The 20,884-nt window shown below is 55.4% G+C and carries 18 protein-coding genes; 4 read left to right on the top strand and 14 right to left on the bottom strand.

All coding sequences use genetic code 11. From position 1 onward, the window contains the following. Positions 1-63: 63 nt before the first annotated feature. The gene (locus ACR0BD_RS07770; protein ID WP_480829794.1) at positions 64-1,920 is read right to left on the bottom strand and encodes a sigma 54-interacting transcriptional regulator; all 1,857 of its coding nucleotides are present in this window, start codon (positions 1,918-1,920) and stop codon (positions 64-66) included. A gap of 202 nt (positions 1,921-2,122) precedes the next feature. Between ACR0BD_RS07770 and ACR0BD_RS07765 the strand changes: the two genes are divergently transcribed. From ACR0BD_RS07765 to cynS, 4 genes are read left to right on the top strand one after another with little or no spacing between them, the layout of a single operon-like run. Next, positions 2,123-3,514, top strand: coding sequence for a CmpA/NrtA family ABC transporter substrate-binding protein (locus ACR0BD_RS07765; RefSeq protein ID WP_480829793.1), 1,392 nt, complete (start codon positions 2,123-2,125; stop codon positions 3,512-3,514). Then, positions 3,515-4,351 carry a nitrate ABC transporter permease gene (gene ntrB / locus ACR0BD_RS07760; protein ID WP_480697141.1) on the top strand — a complete coding sequence of 279 codons (837 nt, stop codon included), beginning with the start codon at positions 3,515-3,517 and terminating at the stop codon, positions 4,349-4,351. Positions 4,352-4,362: 11 nt separating this feature from the next. Continuing rightward, entirely contained in the window at positions 4,363-5,268 is a 906-nt protein-coding gene (locus ACR0BD_RS07755) for an ABC transporter ATP-binding protein (protein WP_480829792.1), read from the top strand. A 46-nt stretch (positions 5,269-5,314) separates the two neighbouring features. Beyond that, on the top strand, positions 5,315-5,785 hold the full coding sequence (cynS, locus tag ACR0BD_RS07750) for a cyanase (protein WP_480829790.1): 471 nt from the start codon (positions 5,315-5,317) through the stop codon (positions 5,783-5,785). Positions 5,786-5,920: 135 nt separating this feature from the next. On the opposite strand, the gene ACR0BD_RS07745 is transcribed toward cynS, so the two are convergent. The 13 genes from ACR0BD_RS07745 to ACR0BD_RS07685 form a co-directional block, all read right to left on the bottom strand. Then, positions 5,921-7,990, bottom strand: coding sequence for a 3-hydroxyacyl-CoA dehydrogenase NAD-binding domain-containing protein (locus tag ACR0BD_RS07745; RefSeq protein WP_480829789.1), 2,070 nt, complete (start codon positions 7,988-7,990; stop codon positions 5,921-5,923). Positions 7,991-8,047: 57 nt separating this feature from the next. After that, positions 8,048-8,968 carry a helix-turn-helix transcriptional regulator gene (locus ACR0BD_RS07740; RefSeq protein ID WP_480697135.1) on the bottom strand — a complete coding sequence of 307 codons (921 nt, stop codon included), beginning with the start codon at positions 8,966-8,968 and terminating at the stop codon, positions 8,048-8,050. A 66-nt stretch (positions 8,969-9,034) separates the two neighbouring features. Continuing rightward, a complete protein-coding gene (locus ACR0BD_RS07735) occupies positions 9,035-9,481 on the bottom strand; it encodes an acyl-CoA thioesterase (protein WP_480829788.1) in 447 nt (148 codons plus the stop codon). A 1-nt stretch (position 9,482) separates the two neighbouring features. Then, positions 9,483-10,673: a benzoyl-CoA 2,3-epoxidase subunit BoxA gene (gene boxA, locus ACR0BD_RS07730; RefSeq protein WP_480829787.1), complete on the bottom strand. Its 1,191-nt coding sequence runs from the start codon at positions 10,671-10,673 to the stop codon at positions 9,483-9,485. Positions 10,674-10,897: 224 nt separating this feature from the next. Further along, complete coding sequence (gene boxB, locus ACR0BD_RS07725) at positions 10,898-12,349, bottom strand: benzoyl-CoA 2,3-epoxidase subunit BoxB (protein ID WP_480829786.1); 1,452 nt, start codon at positions 12,347-12,349, stop codon at positions 10,898-10,900. Between the two features lie 34 nt (positions 12,350-12,383). Continuing rightward, on the bottom strand, positions 12,384-14,045 hold the full coding sequence (gene boxC, locus ACR0BD_RS07720) for a 2,3-epoxybenzoyl-CoA dihydrolase (protein ID WP_480829785.1): 1,662 nt from the start codon (positions 14,043-14,045) through the stop codon (positions 12,384-12,386). A 128-nt stretch (positions 14,046-14,173) separates the two neighbouring features. After that, positions 14,174-14,575: a DUF309 domain-containing protein gene (locus ACR0BD_RS07715; RefSeq protein ID WP_480829784.1), complete on the bottom strand. Its 402-nt coding sequence runs from the start codon at positions 14,573-14,575 to the stop codon at positions 14,174-14,176. Then, the gene (locus ACR0BD_RS07710) at positions 14,572-15,390 is read right to left on the bottom strand and encodes an alpha/beta fold hydrolase (protein WP_480829783.1); all 819 of its coding nucleotides are present in this window, start codon (positions 15,388-15,390) and stop codon (positions 14,572-14,574) included. The genes ACR0BD_RS07715 and ACR0BD_RS07710 overlap by 4 nt, the downstream gene beginning before the upstream one ends. Next, on the bottom strand, positions 15,387-16,925 hold the full coding sequence (locus tag ACR0BD_RS07705) for a benzoate-CoA ligase family protein (protein ID WP_480829782.1): 1,539 nt from the start codon (positions 16,923-16,925) through the stop codon (positions 15,387-15,389). Before ACR0BD_RS07705 ends, ACR0BD_RS07710 begins: the two co-directional genes overlap by 4 nt. A gap of 27 nt (positions 16,926-16,952) precedes the next feature. Then, positions 16,953-17,420: a 4-hydroxylaminobenzoate lyase gene (locus ACR0BD_RS07700; RefSeq protein WP_480697117.1), complete on the bottom strand. Its 468-nt coding sequence runs from the start codon at positions 17,418-17,420 to the stop codon at positions 16,953-16,955. Positions 17,421-17,527: 107 nt separating this feature from the next. Continuing rightward, positions 17,528-19,024: a TRAP transporter large permease gene (locus tag ACR0BD_RS07695; protein ID WP_480829781.1), complete on the bottom strand. Its 1,497-nt coding sequence runs from the start codon at positions 19,022-19,024 to the stop codon at positions 17,528-17,530. Beyond that, entirely contained in the window at positions 19,021-19,581 is a 561-nt protein-coding gene (locus tag ACR0BD_RS07690) for a TRAP transporter small permease (protein WP_480829780.1), read from the bottom strand. The genes ACR0BD_RS07695 and ACR0BD_RS07690 overlap by 4 nt, the downstream gene beginning before the upstream one ends. 87 nt (positions 19,582-19,668) lie before the next feature. Beyond that, the gene (locus tag ACR0BD_RS07685; protein ID WP_480697112.1) at positions 19,669-20,697 is read right to left on the bottom strand and encodes a TRAP transporter substrate-binding protein; all 1,029 of its coding nucleotides are present in this window, start codon (positions 20,695-20,697) and stop codon (positions 19,669-19,671) included. Between the last annotated feature and the right edge of the window lie 187 nt (positions 20,698-20,884).

Raw genomic sequence — 20,884 nt, 5'->3', positions numbered from 1 at the left:
GAAACGGCTACGCGGCAATTACGCACCCGCCCCAACGGATAGCAGCAACCCACAACTATCTTTTCAGTGCCACTCAGCGTCCTGGATATTCATTGATTTTATCCGTGAATACAGCGTCGTTGGCTTGACGCCCAACAAAGCTGCAGCCCCCGACGTGCCTGAGATGCGCCCCTGTGTCTCGCGCAGAATCGAAATCAGGTTCAGACGCATAAGGTCCTGCATCTGTGCCTCGGTTCGAAAGGCCATATTGGTCTGTCCGCCTTGGGCTGGACCGGCAAGTTCGATCACAAGTTTCGCGTCCTGTGAAACGATCGCAGCCCGTTCTATTACGTTGTGCAATTCACGCACGTTTCCCGGCCAGTCATAAGCCTGAAGCTGCTGAACGCCACGCTCGGTCAGGACAGGAACCGGGCGGTTGAGGCGACGGCAGGCGATCTTTAGAAGATGCGTCGCCAGTAACGGGATATCCTCTTGCCGGTCGCGCAGCGGCAGGCAATTGATGGGGAATACGTTTAGAAATAGATACAGGTCTTCGCGAATGACATCCGCCCGCCGCGCCTGCGCCTCGGACAGTGAAGTCGCGGCGATAACGCGAATGTCGATGGGCTTTTCGCGTGTGTCGCCCAAGCGGGTTACTGTTCCGTTTTGCAAGGCGGCCAAAAGCTTGCCTTGAATCTCCAGGGGCAACTCTTCGACATCATCAATAAACAGCGTGCCACCATGGGCCAATTCCAGCTTGCCGGGCTTATCCCTTGTTGCGCCATTGGGCGCGCCGCGGACGTGACCAAACAGCTCGGCCTCGATTTCGTCCCTTGCAAGTGACCCACATTTGAAATGGATCAACGGTCGGCGCGCACGTGGGCTGGCCTTGTGGATTTCGGTAGCCACCAGCGACTTGCCAGTTCCCGTTTCCCCTGAGACAAGAACAGTGGCGTCAGTTTCAGCAACAAGGTCGATCCGCGTCACGATCTGTCGAATAGCCGGAGAAGTGCCAATAATGTCGTGATGCGCACGTTCCGACGTGATCGCCTCTTGTAGATAGGCGTTTTCCTGTTCCAGCCGATCCCGCAACGCTGCGACCTCATCCAACGCGTCCCGCAGTTTACGCTCATTTTCCTTTCGCTCGGTAATATCGCGGAAGATTACCACCGCTCCGGCCAGAACCTGTTGGTCGTAGATTGGCGTCGATACATATTCGACCCGGATCGGCTTACCATCCTTCCGCCAGAAGACTTCATCCTCGATCCTGTGCACCTGTTCAAATCGGAACGAACGATAGATAGGGCATTGCTGCGAAGGGTATATTTCGCCATTCAAATGGTGGTGGTGGATCATCGAGTGAATGTCTTTGCCCAACAAATCCTCGCTCGTCCACCCCAGCATTTCTTGCGCTGCGCGATTGACGAAGGTTGTCTTGCCTTCTGCGTTCACACCATAAATCCCTTCGCCAGCCGCGTTCAGGATCAGCTGGTTCTGTCGTTCAAGTTCGGCAAAGAACCCCTCGGTGCGTTGCCATTCCAGTATACCACCACGAAAGGCTTCGGCTGTTGCGGTCAACTCTGCCCGCTGATCCAGCGCATCAAGGTCGGTGATCGTCATCATCAGCCAACCGGTTTTTCCACGTACCGGCCGCGCGCGAAGTTCTGATCGAATTGCCAGACCCTGAGCCGATGTCAGGGTCACATCTCGCGTCCAGCTTTCACATCGATGGTCTACCTCCTCGATGAAAACAATGAACTGCGGAAACGCGTCCTTCAGGTAAGACGAGAAAGCCTGCGGCGTCGCATTGGGAGAACCCGCAAGCAAATCAGCGGCGGGTCTGTTCCACTGAACGACCCGGTCAGACGTTGTGTCGAGAACCAGCGCAGCTTCGGGCATCGACTGCAAAACGGAATCAGGAGGCAAAAGATCCAAAGACATGCACCCAGTCTATCGGCAAGACGCAAAAGTGCGATACGAGATTTCGTAATTTACGATTTTTCGTAACCCTTACCGCTCAGTCAACCTTATAAGCGTCTGTTTCCGATGGGTTTTATAATGTGCACAAATTTTATGCCCCTACTATTTCTTAACGAATGCGGCTGCCACGATGATCGCAACTTCAATGCGAAAGGGCGTAGCCATGACGATAAAGAGCTTGGGAAATCCGTTTTCCGCGAAAACCGATCTGAGACACGGGGCCGATTGCGGCTGCGAGGGGTGTTTGTCGGGACATGGGCATTACAAAGATCATACCGAAGCGAAAATCATGACATCCGAGGAAATGACCGAACGCGTTGTGGAAAGCGCAATCGTGCGGTCTGTCTTTGGACAAAACGACATTAGCCGTCGCTCGTTCATGGGCATGCTGGGTGGCGGTACCGCTGCTGCTGCCCTTGCGTCCGTCTTCCCACTCGACGAAGCCAAGGCTGCCATTCTCGACAATCTGGGCACGCCAGAAAAAACCGACCTGAATATCGGGTTTGTTCCGATCACCTGCGCGACGCCGATTATCATGGCCCAGCCAATGGGCTTTTACGAACGTTACGGACTAAACGCCCAAGTCATCAAAACAGCCGGTTGGGCCGTGGCACGCGACAAATCGCTGTCCGGTGAATACGACGCCAGCCACATGCTAACCCCGATGCCACTTGCGATGACGCTGGGCGCCGGATCTGTGGCAACGCCCTACATCATGCCCGCGGTTGAGAACATCAACGGGCAGGCCATCGTGCTTTCGAATGAGCATCTGGACAAACGTGATCCGAAGCAGTGGAAAGGCTTCACCTTCGGCGTGCCGTTCGAATACTCGATGCACAACTTCCTTCTGCGTTACTACGTGGCCGAGTTCGGTCTGGACCCGGATGTCGATATCCAAATCCGCGTTGTTCCGCCACCAGAGATGGTTGCCAACCTGCGAGCCGGAAACCTGGATGGCTACCTGTCGCCCGACCCGTTCAACCAGCGTGCTGTGTGGGAAGGCATCGGATTCATTCACACCCTGACCAAAGACATCTGGGAAGGTCACCCTTGCTGTGCCTTTGCCGCGCCGCTGAGCTTTGCGACCGAATTGCCCAACACATATGGCGCGCTTCTCAAGTCGATCATCGACGCCACGCAATTCGCGTCGAACCCGGACAATCGCAAAGACATCTCCGAAGCCATCGCACCGACAAATTACCTGAACCAGCCGGTTCCCGTGATCGAGCAGGTTCTGACCGGAACCTATGCTGACGGCCTCGGAGAAGTTCAGCAGGTACCCGATCGGATCGACTTTGACCCGTTCCCCTGGCATTCGATGGGCGTTTGGATCCTGACCCAGATGAAACGTTGGGGGTATATCGAAGGCGACGTGGACTACAAAGGTGTGGCTGAACAAGTCTATCTGGCGGCAGACGCTAAGAAGATCATGAACGACCTGGGATATGACGCCCCGGACGTGACTTACAAAACCCACACCATCATGGGCAAAACCTTCGATCCCAAAGACCCCGAAGGTTACGTCTCCAGCTTCGCGATTGGGAAAGCTTCGTAAATGTTGGACAACCTAACACTGAACCAGCGGGCCGCGCTTTTATCGGTGGTCATGTTGGTGGTCGGCCTCCTGATTTGGGAGGCCGCAATCCCCGCTCAGAAAGCGGCCGGAGAGCTGACGGAATACGAACGCCTGACCGGTGGCGGAGCACAGAAAGCCGGTGTTCCACCCCCAAGCCAGGTACTTGCCAAAGCGTGGGAGCAGCTGTCGAACCCATTCTATGATGCCGGCCCCAATGACAAGGGGATCGGCATTCAGATTGGATACTCGATCTATCGCGTCCTTACCGGCTATCTGATGGCCGCATTGGTGGCGATCCCGTTGGGCTTTCTGATCGGCATGAGTCAGGTCGCTTACAAGGCCTTCAACCCATTCATACAGGTGCTACGCCCGATTTCCCCGCTGGCATGGATGCCACTGGCGCTTTTCATCATTCAGGACAGTGAGGCCAGTGCGATATTCGTGATCTTCATATGCTCGATCTGGCCAATGCTGATCAACACAGCTTTCGGTGTCGCAGGAGTAAGACAGGATTGGGTTAACGTTGCGCGCACGCACGAACTTGGGCCGCTCCGGACAGCATTCACAGTGATCCTGCCTGCAGCCGCGCCCACCATTATCACTGGGATGCGCATTTCGATTGGTATCGCCTGGCTGGTGATCGTCGCGGCAGAAATGCTCGTGGGTGGCACAGGTATTGGCTACTATGTCTGGAACGAGTGGAACAACCTCGACCTGACCTCAGTCATCTTTTCAATCCTCATGATCGGCGTCGTCGGAATGCTGCTGGACTCGGCCTTTGCCTACCTGCAACGCGCCGTGGCCTATGCGGAATAAGGAGCAGCATCATGAGCAAGCCGTTTCTCAATATCGAGTTGCTGACCCAGCAATTCCCCGACGGTCAGGGCGGAACCCTGACCGTGTTCGAAAACGCCAGCTTTGGCATCGAAAAGGGCGAGTTCGTCTGCATCCTCGGCCATTCCGGCTGTGGCAAGTCGACGATCATGAACATTCTGGCGGGGTTGGCTGAACCCACTTCGGGCGTGGTCAAAATGGATGGGTTCGAGGTGTCCGGCCCCTCGCTGGACCGGGGCGTGGTTTTCCAGAACTATTCATTGCTTCCCTGGTTGTCCGCATTGAAGAATGTGACCTTCGGTGTCAAAGCGCGCTATCCGGATTGGCCAGCGGCCAAGGTAGACGCCCACGCCCGCGAGTTTTTGGCCAAAGTCGGACTGGAAGGCGATGTCGTACATCGCAAACCCAGCCAACTTTCAGGTGGGATGCGTCAGCGTGTTTCGATCGCGCGTGCCTTTGCCAATCAGCCAAAACTTCTGCTGCTGGACGAACCCTTTGGCGCGCTGGATGCCCTGACACGCGGTACCATTCAGGATGAATTGCTCAAGGTATGGGGCGAGACCGAACAGACCGTGTTCATGATCACCCATGACATCGACGAAGCAATCCTGTTGGCCGATCGCATCCTGCTGATGACCAATGGGCCATTTGCCCGCGTTGCGGAATCTGTCGAAATCACCATCCCAAGACCGCGCAACCGAACCGAGATTGTCGAGCATCCGAACTATTATGCCATCCGCAATCACCTTGTGCAGTTCCTCGGACAACGCTCGAAAGAACTGGCCGGGCAAGCCAGCGACGGAGCGGCTCAAATGCCGGAATCGGTTGTGATTGATCACACCGAGCCTGCCGCGGCTTCTACCGAACAAAACCCACAACTGCGCGCCGTCAACGACTGACCGGTTCGGCGCGTCGACACATCAAGATCAAAAAGGAGGACCCCCCATGAAAGATACACTTGAGCTACCCACGATGATGACAAAAGAAGACGTAACCCTGATGATCCTGTCGGCAAAAAAACAAGCTGGCCTGACTTGGGAAGGGATCGCCGAGAAAATCGACATGTCACCGGTTTGGACGCATTCTGCCTGCATGGGTATGAACGCATTCCCCAAAGAAAAGGCCGAAGCCCTCGTCGCAGCAATGGGCCTGCCGCAAGAGGCGGCTGGTGTGCTGGAAGAGCCGCCGACAAAGGTGTGGGAACAAAGTGTTCCAACCGACCCCTGTATTTATCGGTTTTACGAAATCGTCGGTGTATACGGCCCAACCCTGAAGGCCCTGATCGAAGAGAAATTCGGAACGGGCATCATGTCGGCAATTGATTTCGACATGCAGGTCACCCGCGTACCGCATGAAAAGGGTGATCGGGTCAAGGTCGAAATGTCGGGCAAGTACCTGTCATACAATTCCTGGTAAGACCGCAAGAACTCTGTTGCGACGGTATTAGCAAGGTTTAGGCGGCGCTGAGAAACAGCCTTTGCCTGAACGCCGCAAGCATCGTCGCAACATTCATCCCGTTCAGCCTCAGGCCAACCGGGCGCTGATCCCGGATCACTTCCCGTCAAACATCTCCGCCAAGGGCACACCGCGTCGGACGCATTCACGTAAAGACCCGCTGGGTTTCCAGACGACTTCATCCTCTTTCGCAAAGTCTTCCAGTTTGGCAAGAACCTTATCCAAACCGAAGTCATCAGCGTAGTGCAGCAACCCTCCGCGCCAGCGGGGAAATCCGTATCCGAACACCGTGACCAGATCGACGTCACTGGCCGATTTGGCGATACCTTCCTCAAGGATGCTGACAGCTTCTTTGATCATTGCAAAAATCAGCCGTTCACGAATTTCGTCCGGCGAAAAGTAGCGGCGCGTGACTTTGGCAAAATGGGCTTCTTCAATCGCCAGATCGGCGACAATCGGATCCTCTACTTTGCCGCCACCACCCGGATATCGGTACCACCCGGCCCCAGCTTTTTTGCCAAGCTTGCCCAGTTCGATCATGCGATCCGCAATGAGGATATATCGCCGGTTCGGATCGCGGGTCGCATCCTGACGGCGGCGATTGGCATAGGCAATATCAAGACCAGATAGATCCTGGGCTTCATACGGACCCATTGCGTACCCGAATTCGACCATGGCCTCGTCGATCTCCCAAGGGGTAGACCCCTCAAGCAAAACGGTGTCGGCTGCCTCGCGGTAGCGGGCCAGAATTCGGTTTCCTATGAAGCCGTCACATACACCCAAAAGAACCGGGACCTTGCGCAGCCGCTTCGCCAGCGCAAACCCGGTGGCCAAAGCCCGTTCGCCGGTCGCCTGTCCCTGCACGATTTCCAGCAACTTCATGATATGGGCAGGCGCGAAAAAGTGCAGCCCCAACACGCGGGACGGATCGTTCAGCCCCGCTGCGATGATATCGACGTCGAGATAAGACGTATTCGTGGCAAGGATGGTATCGGAGGGAAGATGCGAATGCATCGCGGCAAAGATGTCTTTTTTGACATCCATGTCTTCGTATGCTGTCTCAATCGCCAGACTCGCCTGAGAAGCGTCACCATAGTTCGACGACGCCTTGAACCGGCCCCGTTGATCAGAAGCTTCAGCTTCAGAAATCAGACCACGCTTGACGCTGCCGTCGATGACGCGTTCGACATTTTTCTGCGCGCGCGTGACGCCGTCTGCATCCGTCTCCAATAATGTGACGCGAACACCTGCGTTCAACAGAGCATAGGCGATACCTGAACCCATGGTGCCACCCCCGACAACCGCCACGTGATCCAAAGGCGCAGGTTGCGTCGTTAACCCTGCCGGAGCGCGCGCGCCGCGCTCGGCGAAGAAAATGTGACGTAAGGCCCGCGCCTGTGTACCTTGACGTAACTCAAGAAATGCCGCGCGTTCCCTGGCCATCCCCTCTGTCAAACCAGTCGTAGCTGACAGCGCGACCAGATCAATGGCCCGTTCCGGAGCGAGCTGGAGTGCTGCTTTGCTGCGCACTGCCTGACGGGCCTGTTCTAAAACATCCTCATCAAGCTCAGGCTGCTCCAACTGACCGACACGTGAAGACAGCTCAATGGTTCCAAGATCCAAGTATTGCGCCGTGTGAACGGGATCGTCTGCGACCCCATCGACCAACATCAAGGCTTCGGCGCGTTCAGCCGTTACCGGTTTTCCGGTCGAGATCAACTCAAGCGCAGCCTTCATTCCAATCAAACGCGGCAGTCTTTGGGTGCCACCAGCGCCGGGCACAACGCCCAGCGTGACTTCGGGCAGTCCAATACTGGCGCCGGGCTTCGCGATACGATACCGGCACGCCAGTGCCAGCTCACACCCCCCGCCCAAGGCGGCACCGGTAATTGCGGCCACCCACGGCGTTTCGCACAGCTCAATCCGGTTGACGATGTCCGGCAGATGCGGTGCTACGGGCGGCGCATCGAACTCTTTCGCGTCTGCACCCGCGGCGAAAACGCGCTCGGAACCATGCAGAACAATGCGGGACAGGTCATGTTGCACCTCGGCCCAATCCAATGCATCCATAAGACCCTGACGCACGCTCAAACCAATCGCATTGACGGGCGGGTTGTTCAGCTTGACGAACCCAACCGCGCCGTCGCGCCAGAACTCCACACTCATCGGGTATTCCTTTTTGCGTTATAATTCATGCGCTGCAAGCCATCGGGTTGCCCCGCGTCAAACCTCGAGCAGCCGGTTCTCTTGAATGATCGCAATCAAGTCATCCAAAGAGGTTTCAAGCGACGTTAACGATGTATCCAACATATACCCGGCCCGAGCATAGAGGGCTTCGCGGCTGGTCAGAATGGACGTCAATTGTTCCATCGCATCAGCATTACCCTGCATCGGACGTTCATCCCCTTGGGCGCGCACCCGATCCATATGCTCTTGCGGCGTGGCCTTCAGCCAGATCGTGTGAAAATTCGATAGCAGCTTGTTGAACGTCTCAGGCTCGGAGACGATCCCACCCGCGACAGCCAGGATCATCCGGTCATAGTTTTCGATCACCCGGTCCAGCGAACCTGCCTCAAGCTTGCGATAGCCTTCCTGACCATAAAGGGCGAGGATCTCGTCGATCGGCATCCCTCCGTGTAAGGCAATCTCTTTATTTAATTCGAGAAAAGGGACGTTCAGATGATCTGCAGCCATCTTTCCAAGCGTTGATTTACCCGCCCCGCGCAGACCGATCAGACAAATCCGCTCAGCCCGCCCGATTTGATCGCTACCCGGCGCAAGGGTGCGTAAAACAAGATCACGGGTTTCACTGTCAGCCGCAGAAAACAATTCTGCAACACGCAGACTGGCCGAATTCCACGGGTCTTCTTCGCCGACAAACCACTCGATCTTGTGATCCAGCGAATGCGCGATCCGTTTGAGCAAACCAATCGAGATATTGCCGGTTCCAGCCTCAAGCTGTGCCAGATAGCGCTGCGATACGCCGGATGTTTCAGACAGAATGCGGCGCGAAATCCCTTTGCGTTCTCGGGCGCTTCGAACTCTTTCACCAACCTGTATCATCAGGGCGGATATGGCCCGCTCCATCTCGGACTCAGTATCTATCTGGGTCGAGACGCCCCCAAAGGTTGTGATTTCTGCCATATTTTCCGCAATCCCGAATGTGTACAATAATGCACATTACTTATGCCAAAGCAAAAAGGGAATTGGTTATGTGTCAGACTGCCCGGCGTCACTGAGATAGGGTTTTAGCAAGTCTTGGATGTCCGTCGGCGGCTTACATTTCCTGAAAGCGTCGGCCACAATAAACACGCTGACGGTCTGTGCTGAAAAGCAAAGTTTACCGTCTTGCTCTCCGTCCACCCGGAACGTAATCGAAGACGTGCCCAAGCGGCTTGGCCAGACATGGCAGATCAAACGGTGCCGCGGCGTGACAGGCGACAGAAAATCCATCTCGAGCCGTACGAAAGGTGTGCCGACGTTACGATCCAGCTCAAGCTGGTACCATCCCTGCCCCAAATGGTCTTCCCACCAGGCGTTAATGGCATCCAGAGTGAACCACGGCAGGCGTCCTGTATACGCGATCTTCGCAGGGTCGCAATCGCCCCACGTTACGCGAATGCCATGCTGATAGGCCGACGCCGGGCGTTCTGACATCTTAGTAGGTTTCAACGTGATAACGCCCGTCCTCGCGCATCTGGTCTCGCAATTCCTTCCAATTCTGACCAGCATTTGTTGCGATTTCGGTAAAGGCGCTCTCGACCCCGTCTTCCATGTCGCGCAGGCCGCAAATATAAACATAGCAGTTCGGGTCGCGCAGCATTTCAGCGACCGCGCCTTGCTCCTTCAGCATTCGGTCCTGAACATATTCCTTTTCTTGCCCATCCTGTCGACTGAAGACCAGATGCTGCTTCAACAGACTTGAAGGAACTTTTTGCAACGGGCCGAAATAGGGCAAACTGTCCGGGGTACGCGCTCCGAAGAACATCGTCATGCCGCCATGAATCGTGCCAACCTTGCGCTGTCGCCGCATCGTAAAGGCGCGCATCGGTGCGGAACCGGTACCCGTGCAGATCATCAAAATCCGCGCATCCGGGTCATCAGGCAACAGGAAGGTGGCCCCAAACGGTCCGGTTACATTTACAGTATCACCTGTTTTCAGGTCGCAGACGTAGTTCGAGCACACACCCAGCTCTTCGCGTTTCACCGTCAGAGATATGTTGTTAAATCCCGGACGCTCTCCGTCGCGTGGGCTTGAAACGGAATAGAGCCGAGGCAGGTGCGGTGCGCCGTCGCCATCGGTACCCGGCGGGATGATCCCCACGGATTGACCTTCCAGAACGGGCATCGGATGCCCTTGAAAGTCCAGAATGATATGACGCACGTCACTTTCTGCACCTTCCGCAGTTAGCCGGTAGTTTCCCTGAACAACAGCCTGAACCGGTTTGCCCAGATTATAAAGGTTGATCGTTGGCTTTGATGCGGTAGCGGGCGCTTTGGGTTTTCCGCCGGTCCCTTTATGCGCTTCGGCCAAAAGTGCGGCCATTGCGTCATCCAGCGCCTCGATACCCGTATCTGCATCCGGCGTTCCCAGATCTGCCTGTTCAGGCAGTTCTTCCCATGAGTACTGATCTTCGAGCGAGTATGGCTCGTCAACCACACGCCATTCGTCGATCGATCCGGTTGGGCAAACTGGAATGCAATCCATGCAGAAATTGCAGAGGTCCGCGTTCACCACGACGTTGTTGTCATCATGCTCAATGGCCTGAACGGGGCAGGTCATTTCACACGTATAACAGCGTATACAAATCTCGGGGTCGATCAGGTGCTGTTTGACGGGCTTGTTCATGCCTTGCGTTGCCCCGTGACAATGGCAGGAACAGTCATGACATCAATGATCGCCGCGCACAGCCCTGTGCAGCTTGTGCAACCGATGCAATTGGCGCGGATCAGCGGCCTGTCATTGAATGTTTCCGGCTTTGCGCTGCGTTGAATTGGCTGTTCTGCGGACATTTTTCAGTCTCCCTCACAAAGTTCGAAAGCAGAAGGCCAGAGGGCCTTCTGCGCATTTTCTCACGCCATGTGGAGTTTCACATACTCGAAATCGCCGGGCTTGTTGTCGATGCCAACTTTCGGCGCAGAAATCCAACCTGCGTATTTGCCGGGTTCATAGCACGGAACCATCAGAGACTGGATGTAAGCGCCGTCTTCTTTGGTCGGCAACCATTTGTCGACATTCGCAGCCCAGTCCGCTTCCGAGATGATGTCGCCTTCTGGGTTTGCCTTGATCGCGGCAAAAACTCCGATTTGACGATGGAACGCCTCGTGGGGCAGCGACAGTTTAAAGTCGATGCCGGCCTTTTCGATGATCTTGTTCCAGCGTCCGACACCACCCGACGCATCGCGAACATAATCGTCGCGCAGCCGCATGTTGATTGCGGTTAGCGCTGGCACATCCTGACTGATGATCTTGCCGTCGACGATGCTTTTGACCGCGTAAGTGTCTTGCTGCAACTGATGGTCATCATCAATGCGGTTTTCCATGTAACGACCTTTGATACCCGCGTTGAACGCGTTGGCGGCATTGGTCGATACCTCCTGCCCGAACAGATCCAGAGACAGCGTGTAATGCAAATTCAGTTTTTTCTGGATCGTCGGCAAGTCGATGACACCCAGGTCACGTACTTTTCCGATGTCATACGGATCGGTCAAACCTGCTTCGTTCATGGCCTCGCAGGTGCGCTGCACAATCCGGCTGACACCCGTTTCACCGACAAACATATGATGTGCTTCTTCGGTCAACATAAAACGGCACGTTCGACTGAGGGGATCAAAGCCCGATTGCGCCAGGCTTTCCAACTGCATCTTGCCGTCGCGATCGGTAAAGTAAGTAAACATGAAGAAAGACAGCCAATCTGGTGTCTCTTCATTGAAGGCCCCAAGCATACGCGGTGCCTCATCCGAGCCTGAAGACCGGATCAATAGATCATCCGCCTCTTCGCGGCCGTCCTTACCAAAGTACTTTTGCAACAGGTAAACCATGGCCCACAGGTGGCGACCTTCTTCGACGTTCACCTGAAACAGGTTGCGCATGTCATAAAGCGACGGTGCCGTCAGCCCAAGGAACCGCTGCTGTTCGACCGAACCCGGCTCAGTATCACCCTGAATAACGATCAGGCGCTTGAGCATGTTGCGATATTCGCCAGGAACTTCTTGCCAAGCCTTCTCGCCCTTGTGCTCGCCCATCGGAATGATGCGCTCTTCGACCTGCGGGGCCAGCAGGACGCCCCAGCGGTATTCCGGCATTTTCACGTAGTCGAACTTGGCCCAGCCCTTGGGATCAACACTGACAGCCGTACGCAAGTAAACCATCGATTCCTGAAAGTTCTGCGGGATCAGCTTGTTCCACCAGTCGATGTAACCGGGGTGCCATTTTTCAAGCGCTTTCAAAACTTTACGGTCCTGGCTCAGGCCAACATTGTTGGGGATCTGTGTGTCGTAACTTACGTTAATGACGTCAAGCATACCATTCTCCTGCTGAAGGTTCGGGCGGAAGCGATCAAACGCGCTCCATGTTGTAGTCGCCTCGCACGCCGGTACCGTAGCGCTGCAAAGCGCCATCGGGCCCGACCGCGTTTGGCCGGTTGAATATCCAGTTCTGCCAGGCGGTGAGACGCCCGAAGATGCGGGTTTCCATCGTTTCGGGACCGGCGAACCGCAAATTCGCCTCCATCCCGGTCATCGCATCCGGGCTGAACGACGCACGTTCTTCTTCGAAGATGCGAATTTCGTCTTCCCAGTCGATATCGTCCAAAATCATCGTCACGAGGCCAAGCTCATCAGCTTGTTCGGCCTCAAGGGCTGCGTGTTTTTGCGCCTTGGCTTGTTCAGTCGCTTCCGGGTTGCCCCAAAACCGCGTTTCCAGTCGGGTCAGGTCATTACCCATGGGCAAAGGACCAAAGTTGGCGTCTGTTAAGGTAACTGTCGCGATAGGACGATTGTCGCCTTCAAACTCGTCCTCCATCATATAGGTCCGATCAACGGCCCATAGGATTTCAGCCAGAATGCCGGTGAAACATGAACCGTGCTCGACCAACGCCGACATCGACCGTGACGTGACATCAATCCGTTTCAACAAGCGTTTCCAGTAGTGCAGAACTTCGTTGGCAAGCCAGTGATCACTATTGTTCAGCAATAGTGCCTCATGCGCCTGAAACAGGTCGGGATCGCCCTGGGTGCGGAAGACGAGCAGGCCCAGTTCCATCTCGTTCAGGCGCAGATGCAAAATGGCGTCATCCAATTCACGAGCAAGACGAAGCAAATAGGCTTGATCCCCTTGCGCGGTAAACGCATCCATATCCGCAGGCGCTTCGGCATCTGGGCCGCTAATCGTTACCGTCGCTTTTCGGCCTTTTCTGTCAACAGACACTTCGACCAAGCTGTAGGATATTGAACCATCCTCGCTGACGGTTTTGTCCAACGGCCGTAAAGTCACGCCACGGACACCTTCAGGTTTCGACATCCCTTCGGCGAATTCACGAGCGCGTTCCTGAACTGTCGCGTCGAATTTCGAGTTTGGAACGACCTCGTCAACAAGTCGCCACTCCTTGGCGCGCTTGCCTTTGACACCTTCTTCGGTCGAGCAAAAAATATCAGCCAGATCGCGCCGAACTTTCCGCTTGTCCGTCACACGTGTCAGCCCGCCCGTACCTGGAAGAACAGCCAGCAACGGAACTTCGGGCAATGCAACCGAAGATGAGCTGTCATCCGTCAGCATGATATGATTGCAGGCCAGCGCCAATTCGTAACCGCCGCCCGCACAAGCGCCTTTGACTGCGGCAATATATTTCTGGCCACTGTCCTGTTCGGCGGCTTCAAAGGTGTTACGGGTCTCGTTCGTGAATTTGCAGAAGTTCACTTTGTGGCTATGTGCAGCTCCACCCAACATGCGGATATTCGCTCCGGCACAGAACACTTTGTCTTTGCCGGATTGCATGATCACAACTTTGACCTCAGGGTGCTCGAAACGCATGCGCTGGACAATGTCGGCAAGCTCAATGTCCACACCCAAATCGTAGGAGTTAAGTTTCAACTGATAGCCGTCGAACAGGCCCTCATTCTCGTCCACATCCATGATGAGGTTGGCGATCGGGCCATCATATTCGACACGCCAATGGCGATATTTCGATGGATCAGTCTGAAAGTCGATGACCTTAGTCATGAGGCGCTCCTGTCGTCTGAAGTGCAGAATAGTGCGCGTGTATGGGTGAGTAAAGAAATATGTGCATGATATTACACCTTACACCCAATGATCGCGCTTATTTGTTATGTATTGCCAGTTTTAGTGCATTATAATGCATTTTCATGTGAGATACCCAAAACATCTCGGCCCGCACGGTCGACGGCTTCACGCAATAATTGGTCCGACAGTGCCATAAGCCGTTCAGTGGCCTGATCACGGCCCATCTTGGCCTTCAGTCCAGCATTCGCGCGCTGTATGATTGCCTGCACCATCAAACGTTCGGGCGAGTTTGGCGGGCAGGCCAACCACACGGCTTCGAGGACCTCATGCGCTTCCCAGAAATAACCATCTTTTAGAAAAGCCAAACCGGCGGCCCAGGCCCGAGTTTCATTTAGGCGGTCCGCTGGAAGATCCTGAAGATTGGTCTTGAACCGATCAAACAATCCTTCTGGATGCCGAGGCGTTTGCCCCGGTACATAAGCATATGGAGGCCGCCAGTCGCAGGTCATGCAGGAATCGGCATAGCGCGCTCAAGCCGTTCAAGCCGATGCGTGAACTCGGCAATCGCTGCAATGGTCGCATCAGGCTGGTCACGATGTGGCGCATGTTTGCAATTTGGCAAAATGGCTGTCTCAACCGGTGCATAACTGCGGGTTTCGATCTCGGTAATCTGGGCAACGGTTCCGTACTGGTCATCGCTCCCCTGCACGGCAAGGGTCGGTATCCGAAGATAGTCGATGACATCTGCAACATTCCAGTCACGAAAATCCGGGTTTAGCCACGCATCGCACCAGCCGTGGAAGGTTGCAGTTGCATCGCGGTGGTACCAACCAAGGCGATCGGACAATTCCCCGCGGTCAAATGCTTCACGCGCCGCCTTGATGGATGTGAGGCTGACCTCTTCTACGAAAAAGTGCGGTGCCATCAGGATCAAACCACGCACCCGCGTGTCGGAAACGGATCCGGCATAGATCGCAGCAATCGTCGCGCCGTCCGAATGGCCAAGCAGGACACCCCGCTTAAATCCAACCTTATCCAGTACATGAGGCAACACCTGCTGCGCCTCAACCGTCATGTAATCAAGGGGACGCGGCAGGCTTGCGGGATCTGATTGGCCATACCCAGCACGCGAATATGCCAGAACTCCAAACCCGGTTGCTGCAGCCACTTGTGACGGAAAATCGCGCCACATGGCGACACAGCCCAGCCCCTCGTGCAACATGATTATTGTTGGCGCCACCTCAGGCGATGGACCCCACATGCTGTATTCCAAACTGGTGCCATCAACCTCGACCCGTGCGTTGCCACCGACTTGCCAACTCATGCCGTATCCCTTAGTTTAAATCGTTGGATTTTACCCGTCGCCGTTTTCGGCAGGTCATCGACAACATCAATCCAGCGCGGGTACTTCCACTTGCCGATCCTGTCTTTCACAAATTCCCTGAGATCGCCGATTGCGTCTGCAGTCTGCCCGTCCTTGAGCACAACGAATGCTTTGGGCTTATCCAACCCCTGCGCATCCGGCTGGGCCACAATCGCGGCCTCCAGAATGGCGGGATGTTCGATCAGAACCTGCTCTACTTCGAAGGGACTGACCCAAATACCCGACACTTTGAACATGTCATCAGTGCGCCCACAATAGATATAGCGCCCGTCAGAAGAGCGTTCATATTTGTCGCCGGTCCGAGTCCAGTGACCCTCAAAAGTGTCACGCGACTTTTCGCGCCTGTTCCAGTAGCTTTCCGCAGCTGAGGGCCCCGAGACCAGCAACTCGCCAACCTCTCCATCCGCGACGACTTCACCATCTTCACCGACCAGCCGCACGTCATAGCCCGGCACCGCGGTGCCCGAGGTGCCGTAAACGATGTCACCGGGGCGGTTGGACAAAAAGATGTGAAGCATTTCGGTCGAGCCGACACCGTCCACAATCTCTGTGCCCACGTGTTTCTCCCACGACTCGCCGACCTCGCGCGGCAGCGCTTCTCCGGCAGAGGTGCATAAACGCAAGTTCGTGCTCACATCCCCACCCCGGCCTTCGAGATACGCATTTAGGGCGGCAAAGAACGTGGGCACACCGCAGAATATCGTCGGAGATTGGTTTTCAATGATATCGAACGCGATATCTGGCAAAGGCCGCCCCGCCAGCAAAACTGTCGATGCCCCGACCGACAGTGGAAAGGTCAATCCATTGCCCAAGCCATATGCGAAAAACAGCTTGGCCACCGAGAAAACGACATCGTCTTCACGCAAACCCAAAACCTGCGCACTGAAAGTGTCAGCCGTGGCCTTCAAACTGGAATGGACGTGCCGCACCCCCTTGGGCAGGCCGGTCGAACCCGATGAATACAGCCAGAATGCAGTCTCATCTGCCAGCGCTTCGACCGCAGGCATCGGCTTAGCCCCATTTACAAAGTCAGCGTAGTCGATCGTTCCACCCGGAGCGTCACCGATCACAACAACGTTGCGCAGAAAGGCATTGTCACGAACAGCGGGCTCGACAGTTTTCCACAGTGCGGCCGAAACAATCAGTGTGGTCGCACGGCTGTCATTCAGGGTCGCTGCATAAACCGAGCTGGACAACAACGTGTTCATTGGCACCGGGATGGCACCTGCCTTGATCGCGCCCCAGAACACCACCGGAAACTCAATCTGATCCAACACGATCATAGCCACACGTTCTTCGCGACGCACACCATGCTGCGTCAGTGCCCCTGCAAAGACTGCGCTTTGATCCGCGAGTTCAGCATAGGTCAGCGTGCGGCACTGTCCATCAGCCTCGCGAAAGGCGACCTTGTCGCCGCGCCCTTCGTCGATATGTCGGTCGACAAACCAAAGAGCTGCGTTTTGATTTTCTGACACGGGTTCCTCCTCCCCTCGGCAGACCAGTTACTTACCGGTAAATTCGATGGCCCCGTCGGGCAAAAGGTACAGCACGTAAGCGTCCCCTCCTTCGACCGTCGGATGGTGGTCTGAACCGGGGCCGTAGACGTACCAGCCTTCGCCCTTGCCATCGAATTGCGGTGCTCCGTCCAACGGAAAGACCGCGCCGATCTCGCCAGTTGTGTGCACGTGATGTGGGCCACGGACGTCTTTCATTCGCACAACATCAACGCTGAACTCGCCCGCGATCTCACCGGGCTTGATGGCGCGGCCGTAACGGATGCCTCCGGCTTCGCGCGCCATGAGCCAGCCTTCGGCCTCTCCCTCACTGCACAGCGCCGCCAGTTTTTTGAATGTGGCCGAGGATGGTGGATAGGTGCGGTTCAGCATGGCCTCAAGCTCGGCGTCCAGTGCATGTCCTGCGATATCCTGCCCAATCTGGTCGAGCACCTGAATAAAGTCTTGCTTTGGCATTGGCGTCCTCTGGCTGAGCTGTCTGTGCGTTATATTGCATCACTTAAATCAGAGTCTGCAACATAGTTTTTATTTTTTATGCACTTTCATGCATAATCGTGAAGATGTCAGCCAAATGGGATCAGGAACAACGTGATCGCCGGGAACACCACCAGAATGATCACTCGGATGATGTCTGAGCCCACAAAGAACAAAACCGCCTTGTAGGTTTCAAGCATACCCGTGGTTTTATCCATGGCGTTGATGACAAACAGATTCATCCCGACAGGTGGTGTAATCAGCCCGACCTCAACCACGATCAAAACCAGTATCCCAAACCAGATCGCTGTCCGTTCTTCCGCAATTCGGTCAGCCATTCCCTGAGTAACGCGGATGCCGATCTCTTTTTGCAGGTCCCGACTGATTTCAGCACCTGACGCGATCAGAGCTTCGACTTCGGCCTTGATTTCCGGCGCTATGTCCGCGGCACCTGCCAATGCAGCGCGTGCTGCATCATGTTGCATCGCGATCAAATCGACGAGACCGAAGTCCAGAACGGAAATAACAGGATAGAAGATTGGTATGGTCAGCAGGATCATGCTGAGGCTGTCCATCACGCAACCAAGGATAAGGTAGAATACGAGGATCAGCGCCAGAATGGCCCACGGGCTGAACCCTTTGCTCAGGACAAAATTCGCCAATTCCTGCGGGACATTCGTCAGCGCCAAAAACCCATTGTAAAAACCGGCACCAAGAATGATGAAAAAGATCATCGCTGTCGACTTGGCGGTTGTGATGATACTATCTTTGAAGGTGGAAACCGTCAGCCCGCCATTGGCCAACGCGATCAGCCCAGTACCCGCAGCGCCTACTGCTGCACCTTCGGTGGGTGTAAACCATCCGGCATAGATCCCGCCGACGACACCGCCAAACACCAAGAGCACAGGCCAGACGTCCAGCAACAAACGAAAGCGTTCTCGATATGGAATAGGCGTGCGCGTTCCGGCGCTGCCGGGGTGAAGACGCACGTAAATCGAGACAGCGATCACGTAGCCCAACGCTGCCATAATACCGGGAATGAAAGCCGCCAGAAACAGCTTGGCGATGTTCTGCTCGGTCAGGATCGCATAGATCACCAACACGACTGAAGGAGGGATCAGAATACCCAGAGTCCCCCCTGCTGCGAGCGTCGCAGTAGAAAACCCGCCCGCGTATCCGTATCGGCGCAACTCTGGCAAGGCGACACGACCCATTGTTGCAGCCGTCGCCAGCGAAGACCCGCAGATTGCACCAAACCCGGCACACGCGCCAATCGCGGCCATTGCGACACCACCCTTACGGTGTCCCAAAAACCCCTCAGCTGCTTTGAACAGTGCCGTGGACATGCCCCCAAGCGTTGCGAAATAACCCATCAACAGGAACATCGGCACGATGGACAAAGAGTAGCTTGAGAACGTCGAATAGGTTTCCGATTTAAGTCGTCCCAGCGGAATATCCGGATTGCCGGTTACCAAAACGATCCCCACCAGACCAGTGACGAACATGGCCAGCCCGATCGGGACCCGAGCGAAGATCAGAAAAAGTAGGGCAGGAAAGGACAGCAACCCGATAGCGAGATCGCTCACAACAGTATTTCCTTTCCAGACACGCATTCACGGATGCGGACGCCAGCCATATAGATACCGACAATCGCGGCAACCACTGCCGCGCAAAGGCTGGCGGCGTACCCCCACCAGACGGGGAATTGCAGGATAAAAGTGTTCTCGCCAAACCGAAGTTTGGACATCATGCCTCCAAAGAGCTGCACCGCAATAAGCACCAACACCGCCGCAAACACGATTTCGATCACCATCTGCAGAGCGCGATTGAACCGAGGCGACAGCTTTGAAGTAAAAATATCCACTACCGCATGCCCAGAATTCAGCTGACACAGAGGCAGAAACGCAAAGATGGAAAAGGCGACACCGGCCTCGACGATCTCAAAATCGCCATTGATGGGCCCGACGCCCAGCCCAAGCGCCCATTCCGAAAAGCCCGGCATCACTTGCCCAAGCCAGCCATGCAACAGCGTGTTCAACGACCGACCAAGAACTGAAACACAGATCAACACGATCAGAAGGGTAAGAACGACCCCCCCAATCAGCGCCATACCACGCGCCAGTTTTTCAATGTATCGGTGCATGTCCCCTCCGCCTGCTATGCTAGTCCACACGCATCAAAAAAAGCCGCGCGACACAACCAAGTGCCGCGCGACCGGTTCCGTACAGGCTTAGCTGCCGTATTCGGACATCAGCGCCTTGGCACGGTCGATCAGGGCCTGACCGTCAATGCCCTTTTCTTTCATTTCCGCCAACCATGCTGAGTAAACAGGCTGTGCCGCCTCGGCCCAGACCGCGGATTGTTCGGCGTCCAGCGTGACAACGTTATTGCCCCGATCCAATGCAATCTCACGCGCTGGTTCGTCATATGCTTGCTGCACTTCGCCAGCGAACATCGAGAATTCCAGCCCCGAATGTTTGTCGACCACGGCCTTCAGGTCATCGGGCAGCGCGTTGTACTTGTCCTTGTTCATCGCCAGAACAAAGGTGACCGTGTACATCATCGGACCCGTAAATTCGGTGTGGTTTTCTACCAACTCTGGAACTTTCAGCGCTTTTGTCACCTCCCACGGGATGGTGGTGCCGTCGATTACCCCTTTGGACAACGCCTCGGGCACCGCAGGGACGGGCATGCCTACCGGCGTTGCACCCAAGGTGCTCAGTAGCGAATTGACCTGACGCGATGCACCGCGGATCTTCATGCCGTTGAAGTCGTCGGGTGTCAGCACTTCTTTGTTGGCGTGGATCATGCCGGGTCCATGGACCCAACCGCCCAGAACTTTAACATCCGAAAACTCGCGCGCTGCGATGTCTTCTTCCAGCAGAGTCCAGAATGCGGCGGATGCGGGTTTGGCGTCGTTCACAAGAAACGGCAGCTCGAACACTTCGGTCGACGGGAAACGGCCCGGTGTATAGCCGATCACGTTCCAGGTGATGTCGATCACACCATCAATAACCTGGTCCAGCAGCTCTGGCGGCTTGCCGCCCAGTTGCATCGAAGGATAGCGCGTAATCTCAATTCGACCGTCCGAGTCTGCCTCGATCTTGTCAGCCCAGACATCAATAATCTGCGCCGGAATCGTCGCCTGCGCTGGCAAAAAGCTTTGCAGGTTGAACTCGTACTCTGCGGCCGTAGCGGAAGTGCCGAAACCAAGTGCGAGGGCACTGAAGGCCCCCATCAGCGTTCGTGAGATATACATTGTTTCCTCCTCTGCATTTTATATCTTGATGCGATTTAATGCATGACGTGCACAATATCGCAACTTTTTTATCCGTTTTGCGAACCCGCACACAGAACTTTGACTTCGATTTGATGCCGGTTCCTGTTTTCAAGCAAGGGCCAGTTTCGGACCGACTACGTGTTCTTAGCTTTTTTCCACCCTTCTC

The sequence above is a fragment of the Ruegeria sp. G5 genome, from assembly GCF_056533365.1.
Note: the sequence above shows the minus strand (reverse complement) of the source record. Positions and strands in the feature narration are given on the sequence as shown.

Coding starts and splice junctions, on each gene's coding strand:
- ACR0BD_RS07700 (WP_480697117.1), bottom strand. CDS start 17,420: ATGCCAAAGCAAGACTTTATTCAGGTGCTCGACCAGATTGGGCAGGAT.
- ACR0BD_RS07755 (WP_480829792.1), top strand. CDS start 4,363: ATGAGCAAGCCGTTTCTCAATATCGAGTTGCTGACCCAGCAATTCCCC.
- ACR0BD_RS07735 (WP_480829788.1), bottom strand. CDS start 9,481: ATGTCAGAACGCCCGGCGTCGGCCTATCAGCATGGCATTCGCGTAACG.
- boxB (WP_480829786.1), bottom strand. CDS start 12,349: ATGCTTGACGTCATTAACGTAAGTTACGACACACAGATCCCCAACAAT.
- ACR0BD_RS07745 (WP_480829789.1), bottom strand. CDS start 7,990: ATGAGTGTGGAGTTCTGGCGCGACGGCGCGGTTGGGTTCGTCAAGCTG.
- boxA (WP_480829787.1), bottom strand. CDS start 10,673: ATGAACAAGCCCGTCAAACAGCACCTGATCGACCCCGAGATTTGTATA.
- ACR0BD_RS07685 (WP_480697112.1), bottom strand. CDS start 20,697: ATGTATATCTCACGAACGCTGATGGGGGCCTTCAGTGCCCTCGCACTT.
- ACR0BD_RS07690 (WP_480829780.1), bottom strand. CDS start 19,581: ATGCACCGATACATTGAAAAACTGGCGCGTGGTATGGCGCTGATTGGG.
- ACR0BD_RS07765 (WP_480829793.1), top strand. CDS start 2,123: ATGACGATAAAGAGCTTGGGAAATCCGTTTTCCGCGAAAACCGATCTG.
- ntrB (WP_480697141.1), top strand. CDS start 3,515: ATGTTGGACAACCTAACACTGAACCAGCGGGCCGCGCTTTTATCGGTG.
- ACR0BD_RS07715 (WP_480829784.1), bottom strand. CDS start 14,575: ATGACCTGCGACTGGCGGCCTCCATATGCTTATGTACCGGGGCAAACG.
- ACR0BD_RS07740 (WP_480697135.1), bottom strand. CDS start 8,968: ATGGCAGAAATCACAACCTTTGGGGGCGTCTCGACCCAGATAGATACT.
- boxC (WP_480829785.1), bottom strand. CDS start 14,045: ATGACTAAGGTCATCGACTTTCAGACTGATCCATCGAAATATCGCCAT.
- ACR0BD_RS07770 (WP_480829794.1), bottom strand. CDS start 1,920: ATGTCTTTGGATCTTTTGCCTCCTGATTCCGTTTTGCAGTCGATGCCC.
- cynS (WP_480829790.1), top strand. CDS start 5,315: ATGAAAGATACACTTGAGCTACCCACGATGATGACAAAAGAAGACGTA.
- ACR0BD_RS07710 (WP_480829783.1), bottom strand. CDS start 15,390: ATGAGTTGGCAAGTCGGTGGCAACGCACGGGTCGAGGTTGATGGCACC.